14 protein-coding genes are annotated in these 12,809 nt (G+C 60.0%); 9 read left to right on the top strand and 5 right to left on the bottom strand.

Annotation, left to right across the window (positions count from 1 at the left end):
* The first annotated feature begins 76 nt into the window (after nucleotides 1-76).
* The 9 genes from FJD38_RS17350 to FJD38_RS17310 all read left to right on the top strand — a co-directional run bounded on the left by FJD38_RS17350 (nucleotide 77) and on the right by FJD38_RS17310 (nucleotide 7,295).
* Complete coding sequence (locus FJD38_RS17350) at nucleotides 77-1,027, top strand: siderophore-interacting protein (RefSeq protein WP_146386532.1); 951 nt, start codon at nucleotides 77-79, stop codon at nucleotides 1,025-1,027.
* A 128-nt stretch (nucleotides 1,028-1,155) separates the two neighbouring features.
* Nucleotides 1,156-2,361, top strand: a complete 1,206-nt coding sequence (locus FJD38_RS17345; protein ID WP_146386530.1) for a PepSY-associated TM helix domain-containing protein — start codon at nucleotides 1,156-1,158, stop codon at nucleotides 2,359-2,361.
* On the top strand, nucleotides 2,358-2,897 hold the full coding sequence (locus tag FJD38_RS17340) for a thiamine pyrophosphate-binding protein (RefSeq protein WP_146386528.1): 540 nt from the start codon (nucleotides 2,358-2,360) through the stop codon (nucleotides 2,895-2,897). Before FJD38_RS17345 ends, FJD38_RS17340 begins: the two co-directional genes overlap by 4 nt.
* Before the next feature lie 41 nt (nucleotides 2,898-2,938).
* Nucleotides 2,939-3,232, top strand: coding sequence for a hypothetical protein (locus FJD38_RS17335; protein WP_208727526.1), 294 nt, complete (start codon nucleotides 2,939-2,941; stop codon nucleotides 3,230-3,232).
* Nucleotides 3,229-3,783, top strand: coding sequence for a DUF6162 family protein (locus FJD38_RS17330; protein WP_146386524.1), 555 nt, complete (start codon nucleotides 3,229-3,231; stop codon nucleotides 3,781-3,783). The genes FJD38_RS17335 and FJD38_RS17330 overlap by 4 nt, the downstream gene beginning before the upstream one ends.
* A gap of 34 nt (nucleotides 3,784-3,817) precedes the next feature.
* Nucleotides 3,818-4,756, top strand: coding sequence for a metal ABC transporter substrate-binding protein (locus FJD38_RS17325; RefSeq protein WP_122785650.1), 939 nt, complete (start codon nucleotides 3,818-3,820; stop codon nucleotides 4,754-4,756).
* The gene (locus tag FJD38_RS17320) at nucleotides 4,753-5,508 is read left to right on the top strand and encodes a metal ABC transporter ATP-binding protein (protein WP_146386522.1); all 756 of its coding nucleotides are present in this window, start codon (nucleotides 4,753-4,755) and stop codon (nucleotides 5,506-5,508) included. Before FJD38_RS17325 ends, FJD38_RS17320 begins: the two co-directional genes overlap by 4 nt.
* Nucleotides 5,505-6,404, top strand: a complete 900-nt coding sequence (locus tag FJD38_RS17315) for a metal ABC transporter permease (protein ID WP_122785652.1) — start codon at nucleotides 5,505-5,507, stop codon at nucleotides 6,402-6,404. Before FJD38_RS17320 ends, FJD38_RS17315 begins: the two co-directional genes overlap by 4 nt.
* Nucleotides 6,405-7,295 (top strand): metal ABC transporter solute-binding protein, Zn/Mn family, encoded by an 891-nt coding sequence (locus tag FJD38_RS17310; RefSeq protein WP_146386520.1) that lies wholly within the window; start codon nucleotides 6,405-6,407, stop codon nucleotides 7,293-7,295. It begins immediately after the preceding gene.
* A gap of 131 nt (nucleotides 7,296-7,426) precedes the next feature.
* Here FJD38_RS17310 and FJD38_RS17305 read toward each other — a convergent pair whose 3' ends face one another.
* The 5 genes from FJD38_RS17305 to FJD38_RS17285 all read right to left on the bottom strand — a co-directional run bounded on the left by FJD38_RS17305 (nucleotide 7,427) and on the right by FJD38_RS17285 (nucleotide 12,806).
* Nucleotides 7,427-7,648, bottom strand: coding sequence for an MbtH family protein (locus tag FJD38_RS17305; RefSeq protein ID WP_122785654.1), 222 nt, complete (start codon nucleotides 7,646-7,648; stop codon nucleotides 7,427-7,429).
* A gap of 57 nt (nucleotides 7,649-7,705) precedes the next feature.
* Nucleotides 7,706-9,112: an aspartate aminotransferase family protein gene (locus FJD38_RS17300; RefSeq protein ID WP_146386518.1), complete on the bottom strand. Its 1,407-nt coding sequence runs from the start codon at nucleotides 9,110-9,112 to the stop codon at nucleotides 7,706-7,708.
* Between the two features lie 91 nt (nucleotides 9,113-9,203).
* A complete protein-coding gene (gene cycA, locus FJD38_RS17295; protein ID WP_146386517.1) occupies nucleotides 9,204-10,613 on the bottom strand; it encodes a D-serine/D-alanine/glycine transporter in 1,410 nt (469 codons plus the stop codon).
* A gap of 187 nt (nucleotides 10,614-10,800) precedes the next feature.
* Nucleotides 10,801-12,126 carry an ATP-binding protein gene (locus FJD38_RS17290; RefSeq protein WP_122785657.1) on the bottom strand — a complete coding sequence of 442 codons (1,326 nt, stop codon included), beginning with the start codon at nucleotides 12,124-12,126 and terminating at the stop codon, nucleotides 10,801-10,803.
* Nucleotides 12,123-12,806 (bottom strand): response regulator, encoded by a 684-nt coding sequence (locus FJD38_RS17285; protein ID WP_146386515.1) that lies wholly within the window; start codon nucleotides 12,804-12,806, stop codon nucleotides 12,123-12,125. Before FJD38_RS17285 ends, FJD38_RS17290 begins: the two co-directional genes overlap by 4 nt.
* Nucleotides 12,807-12,809 lie beyond the last annotated feature (3 nt).

Below are 12,809 nucleotides of genomic sequence, written 5' to 3'. Positions count from 1 at the left end.
GTGTTCTTGTTCGCCTTAAATTCAGCCCTCGGCTTCTCGTTATACCAAGTGAATCCTGCCTATTTAGGTATTGTTTATGTCTGCCGCCGCCACGCTGGTCAACCACCTGCGCAAACGCCTGAGTAAACCCTCCGGTTATCAATTGTTCGACATTCAGCTCAAGCAACGTATTGCCTTGAGCCCTACCCTGACGCGCTTTGTGTTTAACGGCAAGGATGTGCCGCTCATGCGCACGTTGGCGCCTGACCAGCGCGTGAAGCTGTTTTTCCCGTCTGCCAGCGGCGCCCCACCCCAGTTGCCCAAACACGGCGACTGGCAGGCCGCACGCCGTGGCTTGAGCCCCGAGCAGACACCGGCGATGCGCACGTACACGATTCGCGATCTGCGCCCCGACACCGGGGAGCTGGACATCGACTTTGTCCTGCACGGCGAAACCGGCCCGGCCTCGCGCTGGGCAGTTCACGCCACACCGGGCGACTGCCTGCAAATCGTCGCGCCCAACGCGGCTTATCGCGATGATCCAGGCGGTTATGAATGGCTGCCCCCACAGGGCGTACGCAACGTGCTGTTGATCGGCGATGAAACGGCGTTGCCGGCCATCGCCGGAATTCTCCAGCAGTTGGCCGGCCAGCCCGATGCGCCTCAGGTGCAGGCCTTTATCGAAGTGCCTGAAGAGTCCGACTGCCTGCCCTTGATCTGCGGCCTGAATACCAAGGTGCACTGGATGCCACGTGCCAGCCTGAGTCAGCCACACGGCGCGGGCATGATCATGGCCGCGCGCGAACTGGCCAGCTTGCCTCCCACACCTGAGCAAATTCGCAGCGCCATCGCTCTCGACGTGCTGGACCTGGACACCCAGCGCCCCTGGGAACTGGCCAGCGCCAAGCAAAGCGAGTTTTATGCCTGGGTGGCCGGCGAATCCTCAGCCGTCATGGCCATTCGCTCGTTTTTTATCAATGATCTCGGGCTGGACCGCAAAGGATTGACCTTGATGGGCTACTGGAAACGGGGCCGTTCGCTGGAATGAATGTATCTGGAAACACTTCTTTACAACTCCGTCTTCGGGTTTTGTCTGTCTGATTCGTCCTACATGGATAAGCAATCGCTTCCCATTGGCGATTAGACACCCGCTCAGACGTGAGTTTGCCGTTCCCCATGTCCAAAAAGTCCCGTTCAAAGCTTTGGTTTCTGGTGCACAGCTGGCTGACACTGCCCATCTGGTTCTTTGTCTTGATTGTCTGTGTGACCGGCACACTGGCGGTGGTCAGTCAGGAAATCGTCTGGCTGGCCACCCCGCAAGCCCGTGCCACGCAGCCCTCTGATGATGCCCCCTTGCTGACCTATGATCAGGTGCTCAGCGCGATTCACGCGGCCGAGCCCAAGCTTGCGGTGCAGTCGATCAGCCGCCCCGACGAATCGCATTTTGCGCTGGTGGCCGACGTGGTGTACCCGGACGGCCGCTCGCCGTCGCTGTATATCAACCCGTACACCGGGGCGATTCAGGGCGAAAGCCCCAGCTTTGATTTCAAGGCTTTTACCCGCGCCCTGCACGGCTGGTGGCTGGTGCCGTTTACCAATGGCTATAGCTGGGGCTGGTACCTGGTGTCATTCCTGGGCCTGCCTTTACTCGGCTCGCTGATTACCGGGCTGGTGGTCTACAAAAAATTCTGGAAAGGCTTTTTTAAACCCAACTTGCGCTTTAAACACGGCGCGCGGATTTTTTGGGGCGACTTTCACCGCCTGTGCGGTATCTGGTCGATCTGGTTCATCGCCGTCATTTCCATCACCGGCCTGTGGTTTTTGATTCAGGCCATCCTGTTCGACAACCAGATTTCAATCTCCACAGCAGGCAATCCGCCGGTGGTGGCCCGTCAGGATGTACCGATCATGCCGGACGGCAAACCCGCACCGCAGATCAGCCTCGATCAAGCCGTGAACATCGCGGCTCAGAACATCCCCGGCCTTGAGGCCAGTTTTGTCAGCCTGCCGAGCAATGCCTACGGCCATATCGAAATCGGCGGCCCCGGCTGGTATCCGCTGCTGTACCAAACTGCCGATATCAACCCGTACAACGGCGCCATTGAAGGTTCGCGGATGATCGCCGACCGCTCCGGGCTGGAGCTGGTAACCGAATCGATGCGGCCGCTGCACACCGGCGATTTTGGCGGGTTGTGGGTCAAGCTGATCTGGTTCTTCTTCGGCCTGATCCTGAGCATGATGGTGCTCAGCGGCCTGCTGATCTGGACCAAACGTACGGCGTTGGCCACCGCTCACGCGCTTAAGCGCAGCCACAAACAGCCGCTCGTCCATAAACAAACGGTCACCGCCCGACACGAACACACCGAAGAGGCCAATGTATGAGCAAGGCAGTGACGGCAGCTCCCGCTTCCCGACTGGGCCGGCTGTGGCACAAATGGCGCTTTCACATCAACATCCTGCTGCTGCTGGTGCCGCTGGGTTTTATGCCCAAGTACTTTGCCGATGCCTCGTTATTTCGGGGCGACAGCGGCCTGGGCGAGCGCGACATCGGCACCGTGCAGGTCGGCCCCTGGAGCCTGCAACTGGCCGAAATGCGCAACGAAGCGCCCACCCCCGATGGCCCGGCCGGCTATATGAAAAGCTTTAACGCCGCGCTCTGTGAGACCTGTATCGAACAGGTCAAGGCCGCGTATCTGCGCATCGGCAAGCCGCGCAGTTTACGAGCCGCCGGGGTGATTTTCTTCGGCACGCCCTATCGCCTTGGCGCCACCTTGCCGATCCCGGAGCGCACCCAGGCTGACGCCGAACTGTGGATCACCCTTGAAGGGTGGGACGGCTCCATGCACCAGGCATCCATTCCCCTGAGTCAGGCGTCACCGGCCACGGTCGCCTGGCTGGCTCAACGAGGAGGCAAGTAATGCGTTCACACCTGTTTAAAACCCCTGTCATAGCGGCCGGGATGATTGCATTGATCGGTTTCAGCGCCGGCGCACTGGCCCATAACCCCATGTGTGAGTGCAAGGACATCGGCGGCGGTTTGATCCGTTGCTCCGGCGGCTTTTCAGATGGCAGCGGCGCGCCGGGGGTGACGCTGGATGTGATCGGCTACGACGAAACCATTCTGGTGGCGGGCAAGTTGGGCACAGATTCCAGCCTGACCTTCAAGCGCCCGGATGCCGAGTTTTATGTGCTGTTCGATGCGGGCCCCGGCCATATCGTTGAAATCGACCAAGCCGATATCGAGGGCTCATGAGTACTCATGTCGTGCGCCCGGCCGGTGCCGGGCATGAAACCCTGTATGTGCTGCTGTTATGCCTGTTGATTCTGTGCGTCGCCGGGTCAATTGTGGTCTGGCGCCATGAATCCGCGCAGGTGACGTCAGTGGCCGACCATCAACTGGATGCGCGCCGCGACCTGAACGCCGCCGAGCAAGGCATTTACGCCGATCTGCGGGTCACGCTGGATGAAATCCAGTTACTGCGTGAAGAGTCGAACATCCTGCCGAGCCCGGTGCAACTGGCCGAGGAGGGTTTTGCGCCGTTTGCCAGCGATGCCAGTTCGATCAGCCGGGGCAATCACGCCTGGCAGTTGCTGGGCGAGCAGGCCTATCTGGGCATCAGCCCCAATCCTGAGGTTGCGGGTTCTTTTTTGATGCGCCTCGGCGCTCAGCCCGACGTCTGGCTCAATCGCCAACCAGGCGTTAGCCCGCCCGCTGATTTAAGCGATGCCGCCTTGAGCCAGCACGGCTGGCAACAAGTGATCGCGCAATTCGATGCCGGAGTGACTCGTCAGCACCGGCACTGAACCCCTTTTTTGACCTGAGAGAAGACTGCTCGCCATGTCGATTTCATCTGTTGTGCGCCGCCGCACCCTGTTGCTGGCCGCCCTGCTCTGCGCCTGCCTCTGCCCCCTCGCATTTGCCGACACCCCGGCAGCACTGGCCAAGCCGCTGCGCATTGGTATCACCTTGCACCCCTATTACAGCTATGTGAAAAACATCGTCGGCGACAAGGCCGAAGTGGTGCCGCTGATTCCCGCAGGCTTTAACCCGCATGCCTACGAACCGCGCGCAGAAGACATCAAACGCATCGGTACGCTGGACGTCATCGTGCTCAATGGCGTCGGCCATGACGATTTTGCCGACCGCATGATCGAAGCCAGTGAAAAACCTGATATTGCCGTGATTGAAGCCAATCAGAATGTGCCGCTGCTGGCCGCCACCGGCACCGCCGCCCGGGGCGCAGGCAAAGTGGTTAACCCGCACACCTTTCTGTCGATCAGCGCATCCATTGCCCAGGTCAACAACATTGCCCGCGAACTGGGCAAGCTTGACCCGGCCAATGCCAAAACCTACACCGCCAATGCCCGCGCCTACGGCAAACGTCTACGTCAGATGCGCGCCGACGCCCTGGCCAAGCTGACTCAAGCTCCCAACGCTGACTTGCGTGTCGCCACCGTGCACGCCGCGTATGACTACCTGTTGCGCGAGTTCGGTCTGGAAGTCACCGCAGTGGTGGAACCGGCGCACGGGATCGAACCCAGCCCCAGCCAGTTGAAAAAAACCATCGACCAGCTGCGCGCACTGGATGTGAAGGTGATTTTTTCGGAGATGGACTTCCCTTCGACCTATGTGGAGACCATTCAGCGCGAATCAGGGGTCAAGTTGTACCCGCTGTCGCATATCTCCTATGGCGACTACAGCGCCGACAAATACGAAAAAGAGATGACCAACAACCTCAATACCGTGGTCAAGGCGATTCAGGAGTCCGGCGCATGACCGCTGCCGAATCGCTGTGTGTGAAAGCCTGCGGCCCCGCTGTCGAGTTCGATCAGGTGACGCTGACGCTGGGGCGCACGCTCATTCTGGATCAGGTCAGTTTCAGCATTGCCCCCGGCTCAGTGCATGCGCTGGTCGGCCCGAACGGCGGTGGTAAAAGCTCACTGATCAAGACCCTGCTGGGGCAAATGCCCCATCAGGGCCGCTTGAGCCTGAACTGGCCGGGCGAACCCGGGCTGATCGGGTATGTGCCCCAAGCGCTGGAGTTTGATCGCGGGTTGCCGATGACAGTCGACGACTTTATGGCTGCCATGTGCCAGCGTCGCCCGGCCTTTATGGGTTTGTCACGCAAGGTGGCCCCGGCCATCGGCGAGGCATTGGAACGCGTGGGCATGCAAGACAAGCGCAAGCGGCGCATGGGCGCTTTGTCCGGCGGTGAACGCCAGCGTGTGCTGCTGGCCCAGGGTCTGATCCCGGCCCCGCAATTGCTGGTGCTGGATGAGCCCATGTCGGCGCTGGATGAAGCCGGGGCACAGGTGTTCGAGCGCTTGTTGACTGACTGGCGTAACGCAGGCGTGACCGTGGTGTGGATCGAGCATGATCTGGCGGCGGTCAAACGTCTGGCCGAGCGCGTCACCGGGCTTAACCGCAAAGTCTTGTTCGATGGTTCACCTGAGCAGACCCTTAGCCCCGAGCGTTTGCTCAGCCTGTTCTCTACCCATCCCAAGGCCCTCGCAGGTGTTTACCCATGAGTTATGAAGCCTTTCGTTTGATGATTCAGGGCTGGGCCAGCGCCGGGTATCTGCCCGAGATTCTGGCCTATGGCTTTGTGGTCAACGCGCTGATCGCGGGTGTGATGATCGGCCCGGTGCTGGGCGGGCTGGGCACGCTGGTGGTGGTCAAACGCTTCGCGTTTTTCTCCGAAGCCGTGGGCCATGCCGCACTGACGGGCGTGGCCATCGGCATCCTGCTGGGCGAACCCTACACCGGGCCTTATGGCAGCCTGTTTGGTTACTGTCTGCTGTTCGGCATCTTGCTCAATTACCTGCGCAATCGCACCGGCCTGGCGCCGGACACCTTGATCGGCGTGTTTCTGTCGGTGTCGCTGGCGCTGGGTGCCAGCCTGCTGCTGATTCTGGCGGGCAAGATCAACGTGCACATCCTTGAAAACGTGCTGTTTGGCTCGGTGTTGACGGTCAACGGCAACGACTTGCTGGTGTTGGCGATTGTCGGCGCACTGGTACTGGGCCTGAGCCTGCCGCTGTACAACCGCATCATGCTGGCCAGTTTCAATCCGCAATTGGCGGCGGTGCGCGGGGTGGCGGTAAAGACTCTGGACTATCTGTTTGTGATTCTGGTCACGCTGATTACCGTGGCCGCCGTAAAGGTCATCGGGGCGATTCTGGTGGGTGCGTTGCTGGTCATTCCCGCGGCGGCGGCCCGTTTGCTCAGTCAGTCATTGAAGGGGTTTTTCTGGTTGTCGGTGCTCATCGCCACGGTCAGCACCCTGTGCGGGATCTTGCTGCCCATCGTCTTCGACCTGCCGATTCCGTCCGGTGCGGCAATCATTTTGATGGCGGGTATCGCCTTCGCCTTTGCTGCCATCGCCCGTGGCGTGGTGCCCAGCCTGAAAGGGAATATTGGATAAATGATCACTCTGCGCAAGTTGACCCTCGCTCTGGCCATCACCGGCCTGCTAAGCACACCGTTGCAGGCGGGCGAAACCACCCTCCTCGCCAGCCTGCCGATTACCTATGGCTTGAGTGACCTGCTGCTCAAAGACAGTGGTGTGAAGCTGCAACGTGCCGTACCGGCCAACCTGCCGGGCAGCCGCCAGAGCGCCTATTTCAGCGGTCGCGGCGCGCCCGCCCTGCACACGCTGGCGCAAAACGCCGATGCGGTGGTAGGCGTGCGTTCGCTATGGAGTGACGACCCGCTGTATCCGATGGCGCGGCGCAGCAATATCCGTATTGTTGAAATCGACGCCGCCCGCCCGGTAGACGGCAGCTTGCCGGGTATCGCTGTGCAGCCGGGCGCCAACCGCGATGGCCTGAACAGCCAGCCGTGGCTGGCGAGTAACAATATGGGGCGCATGGCGGATGTGATTGCGGCTGATCTGGTGCGCTTGGCGCCGGATGCAAAACCCAAAATCGAGGCCAATCTGGCGGCCCTCAAGCAACGCTTGCTCAAGCTCACGGCCGACAGTGAGGCGCGTCTGGCTCAGGCCGATAACCTGAGCGTGGTCAGTTTGTCAGATCGGCTGGATTATTTGATTGGCGGGTTGAATCTGGAGCGGGTTGAAGTGGCACACAAAGGCGATGAGCCGTGGACGCCGCAGGCGCTTGAAGCGTTGACCCGGACGCTGAAAGACAATGAGGTGGGGTTGGTGCTCGATCATCGTGAGCCGAGTGCTGAGGTGAAGGCTGCGATTACCGAGGGCGGTGCTCAGTTGGTGGTGGTAGGCGCGGAGGGGGAAGATCCGGTGGCTGAATTGCAGGGCACGATTGATTCAATCGTTAAGGTGTTGAATAAGGGTTGAGCTTGAAAAGCCCCTCACCCTAACCCTCTCCCAGAGGGAGAGGGGACTGATTTTGGTGAAGTCTCAGATTTATGTACTAACGCAAATCGGCCCCTCTCCCTCCGGGAGAGGGTTGGGGTGAGGGCCAACACTTAATGCGCAACCACCGCATCCATCTTCTGACGCAGGCTCAACGGCCTCATGTCCGTCCAGACTTCTTCGATATAGGCCAGGCACTCAGCCTTCAGGCCACTTTTGCCCACCGCGCGCCAGCCTTCTGGAATGGCCTTGTAATCCGGCCAGATCGAATATTGATCCTCGTGGTTAACCACCACTTGAAAGAGGATGTCGTCGCGGTCAAATACTGAACTCATGTGCGGGTCTCCGTCGCAGAAAGGGATATACAACTAACGTTTGGCCGGGGCCCGGAATTACAGGCGAGCAAGCGCCGCGGACAGCGCGTTGCCAAAAATGGCCGCAACTTCGTCGATTTCGCCTGCGGTGATGATCAGTGGCGGCAGGAAGCGCACCACGGCACCCTGTCGGCCGCCCAGCTCCAGAATCAGCCCGCGCTTAAGGCATTCGCGTTGCACCAAAGGCGCCAGACCCGCAAACACCGGTGGATGGCCCAGACTGTCAGGCGTGCCCGCCGGATCGACCAGCTCAACACCCAACATCAAACCGCGCCCGCGAATATCACCCAATTGCGGGAAGTCACGCTGCAAGATGCGCAGGTGCTCACTCAGGCGCTCGCCCATGGCTGCCGCGTGGTCGGCTACGTTGTGTTCCTTGAGGTAGCGCATCACCGCAGAACCCGCCGCCATCGCCATCTGATTGCCACGGAAGGTGCCGGCATGGGCGCCCGGCAACCAGGTATCGAGCCATTCGCGGTACACCACCACCGCCAACGGCAGGCTGCCGCCGATGGCTTTGGACAACACCACGACGTCAGGAATAATGCCCGCATGCTCAAAGGCAAACATTTTGCCGGTGCGGGAAAAACCGCTCTGGATTTCATCGACTATCAAGGCCACACCGGCCTGTTCGGTGATGCGGCGCAGGCCGCGCAGCCAATCCAGATCGGCCGGAATAACACCGCCCTCGCCCTGCACCACTTCTACAATCACCGCAGCGGGCAATTGCACGCCCGCTTCCGGGTCGGTGAACAGGGTTTCAAGGTAATGCAGGTTGGCCTGCACGCCCGCCTTGCCCCCCAGCCCGAACGGGCAGCGGTAATCGTAGGGGTATGGCATGAACTGCACGCCGTTGTTGAGCAACGCGGCGAGGGGTTTTTTCGGCCCCAGACTGCCCATCAGGCTCAAGGCCCCTTGGCTCATGCCGTGATAACCGCCCGAAAACGACACCACGGTGGTACGCCCGGTGGCGGTGCGCACCAGTTTTAGCGCCGCTTCCACCGCGTCGGTGCCGGTAGGGCCGCAGAACTGGATTTTCGCTTCGCGAGCCAACGCTTCGGGCAACAGGCCAAACAGGTCCTGCACGAATTGATCTTTGACCGGCGTGGTCAGGTCGAGGGTGTGCAGCGGCAAGCCGTCCGCCAATACCTGCTGGATCGCCTGGATCACTACCGGGTGGTTGTGCCCCAGCGCCAGGGTGCCGGCGCCAGCCAGGCAGTCGATAAAACGACGGCCTTCCACGTCTTCGACATACAAACCCGAAGCGCGCTTGAGCGCCAGCGGAATGCGGCGCGGGTAGCTACGGGCGTTGGACTCCTGACGGCTCTGGCGGGCCAGCAGCGCGGACTCTTCGAATTCATACAGGGTGTCGGCCGGACTGATCCTGACCGGCTGATCTTCAACAAGGCTGGTGGCAACTGACATTCCCGGGACCCTCAATACGCTGATGAGATTGACCAAAACTTTCCTGCTTTGGAAACGCATCAGCGCACTGAGGATTTAGCCTTGCGGGCAATTACCGCCCTGAGTCGGCCTGTAACTTGCTCTTGCGCACCGAACGGTAAGCCAGACCCAGCACCGCAAACCACACCGGCACCATGTACAGCGCCTCACGGGTGTCATTTTCCAGCGCCAGCAAGGCCAGGATGAACACAAAAAAGCCCAGGCAAACCCAGACCATCACCTTGCCACCCGGCATTTTGTACTTCGACGCGCGGTGCAGGTGATCGCTCTTTTTGCGATACGCCAGGTAGGACAGCAGGATCATGGTCCACACAAACATAAACAAGGTGGCCGAGACGGTGGTGATCAGGGTGAAAGCTTCCATCAGGTTGGGCACCAGATAGATCACCAGGGCACCGGCCAACAAGCAGATGCAGGAAAAAATCAACCCGTTGGACGGCACGGCCTGCTTGGACAGATGCTTGAATTGACGCGGGGCATCGCCCTCCACCGCCAGCCCGAAAAGCATACGGCTGGTGGAAAACACGCCGCTGTTGGCCGAGGACGCCGCTGAAGTCAGCACGACAAAATTGATGATGCCCGCCGCCGCTGGCAGACCCGCCAGCATAAACAACTCAACGAAAGGACTTTTATTGGCCACCACGTCGCGCCAAGGGGTCACGGCCAAAATCGCAATCAACGCACACACGTAGAAAATGATGATGCGCAGCGGAATCGAATTGATCGCCCGTGGCAAGTTGTGTTCCGGGTTTTTGGTTTCGGCGGCGGTAGTGCCCACCAGTTCGATGCCGACAAACGCAAATACGGCAATCTGGAAACCGGCAAAGAAGCCCATCAGACCATGGGGAAACATACCGCCGTCATTCCACAGGTTGCTCAGCGATGCGGTGTTGCCGGTCGGTGACTGGAACGACGTCACGACCATATACAGCCCGGTGCAGACCAGCCCGCAGATGGCGATGATTTTGATCATGGCGAACCAGAATTCCAGTTCGCCGAACATTTTCACGGTCAGCAAGTTGAGCGACAGCAGCACCGCCACACAGCCAATAGCCGGCATCCACAAAGGAATGTCGGGGAACCAGAACTGGGTATAACCGGAGATGGCAATGACATCGGCAATACCCGTGACGATCCAGCAGAACCAGTAGGTCCAGCCCGTAAAGTAACCGGCCATGGGGCCTAGCAGATCAGTGGAGAAATCAATGAAAGACTTGTAGTTGAGGTTGGATAACAGCAACTCGCCCATGGCCCGCATGACGAAAAACAGCATAAACCCGATGATCATGTAGACGAAGATGATCGCAGGGCCAGCCAAACTGATGGTCTTGCCTGAGCCCATAAACAGACCGGTGCCGATAGCACCGCCAATGGCAATCAGTTGGATATGACGGTTGGACAGACTGCGCTTAAGCTCCGGTTCATCCCCATCAGAATGGGGAGCAAGTGGTGCGTCATTCATTGTTTTCATACCTTGCAATGACTTTTACAAAATGTCATTAAACAGAAGGCATTGAATTAAAACCAGAAAAACGAGCGGCCTAAACGCCGCAGGGGGCAACGGGAACCCGTAGCAGTTGCCGAAGGCGACGTCTCCTGAGTCCTGAATTCGCGACGACTGCGTCGCCGGACGCAGCCTTCGGCAGCGGCTACGAGGGGGACGACAAGGGCATGCGCAGCTCCACCCGCAAGCCATCCGGCTGGCTGTCAAATTTCAATTCGCCGCCGCAGCGCTCGACAATGGCCTGCACGATCGCCAATCCCAACCCACAACCGTTGCTGTTGCCATTGCGCCAGAAGCGCTGAGTCATGTGCTGCAAGGTGTCTGGTGAAATACCCGGCCCGTGGTCGCGCACCACAAAACAGACCTGGCGCCCTTCCATGCGCACCGCCAGCTCCACCTGAGTCTCGGCAGGGGCATGGCGCAACGCATTGTCCAGCAGGTTACGCAAGGCCGCGATTGCCAGCACCGACGGCACCTCCAGCGGCGTTGTCGGCAAATCATCCGGCAGGCTCAAGGTGACCCGCTCGGCCGCGTCACTCGCGGCATCGTGTATCGCCAAACGGGCCACTTGCTCGGCCGAACATTGCACGCCGTCGTCGAACGACAGGCTACCTTCGACCCGGGCCAGTAACAGTAACTGCTCCAGGGTGCGGTGCAGGCGGTCGGCTCCGGCTTCGGCGTGGGCCAATGATTGTTCACGCGCTTTGCCGTCGGTCATGCGCGCCACTTGCAGGTGGGTTTTGATCGCGGTCAGCGGGCTGCGCAACTCGTGGGCCGCATCGCCAGTCAGGCGCCGCTCACGTTCAAGGGCTTTGGCGATACGCGCCAACAGTTGGTTCTGGGAGTCGAGCAGAGGTTTCAACTCGCTGGGCAGCGGGTCTATCTGCAAGGGTTGCAGCGAATCGGCATCACGTCGCATCAAGGCATCGCGCATGCGTTTAAGCGGCGCCAGCCCTTGGCCGATGCCCAGCCACAACAGGAACAAACAGACGATCAAGGCCATGCCCACCGGCACCGACGCGGCGAGCAGTACCGACAGGTTCAATGCCTCGCGTTCCACCTGGCGGTCAGCCGTGGTGATGCGTACATCGCCACGATCCAGCGTAAAGGTGCGCCACACGGCGCCATCAATCACTTGATCATGAAACCCGGTGGCTTCTGATTGCATCGGCTGGTCGGGATGGTTGTGACTGCGCGCCAGGATTTCACCGCGCAATGAGCTGACCTGACAGGCCATGCCGCCTGGAATGGTCAGTTGTTCGGCGCTGAAATGGGTGCCCTCGCCTTTTACCGGCAAAGGTGGCAGTTGCTCCAGCAAGCCCGCGACCATGCGCGCCGAAGCGACCAGCCGCTGGTCGAGGGAAAACATCATTTGCTGGCGCAAGTCACTGAGCATCCAGGCCGCCGCCAGTGCCCAGACGAGCACAAAGGCCGAGCCGATGGTCAGGCTTAAACGCAGGCGCATGCTCATGGTTGAGGAGGCTCAGTGCCGTCAGCATGACCGAGGCGATAACCCAGGCCGCGCACGGTCTCGACAATGCCGTTACCCAGCTTGCGCCGCAGGTGATGGATATGAACGTTCAGGGCATTGCTCTCCAGTTCGTCGCCAAAGCCATAAATGCTGTCTTTGAGTTGTTCGCTCGACAACACACGCCCGCGGTTATGCAGCAAGGCTTGCAACAACGCTTGTTCGCGGCGAGACAAGTCTACCGGTTTGCCCGCCAGCTTCGTCACCCGACTGCTGGGGTCATAGCTCAACGCGCCATGTTCGATCAAGTTGACGCTGCGCCCCGCTACGCGACGCAGCAAGGTGTGCAATCGGGCAGCAAGCTCACGCAGATCGAAGGGTTTGAGCAGGTAATCGTCAGCACCGGCTTGCAGGCCATCGACCCGGTCAGTCACCGAGTCCCGGGCCGTCAGCACCAATACCGGCAGATCAAAGCCTTGTTGACGCAATTGTTGCAGCAGCTTGAGACCGTCTTCATCGGGCAGCCCCAGGTCAAGCACCATGACATCGAACTGTGCGGCCTTGAGCATGGCCCGCGCCGCACTGGCGGTGCCAACATGTTCAACGGTCAGGCCCTGGGCGGTGAGACCGGCCACAATACCGCTGGCGATCAGTTCGTCGTCTTCACAAACCAGTACATGCATGCT

The organism is Pseudomonas saxonica (assembly GCF_007858365.1).
Taxonomy (GTDB): Bacteria; Pseudomonadota; Gammaproteobacteria; order Pseudomonadales; family Pseudomonadaceae; genus Aquipseudomonas; species Aquipseudomonas saxonica.
The sequence above is the reverse complement of the archived record's forward strand: the minus strand, read 5'-3'. Positions and strand labels throughout refer to the sequence as shown.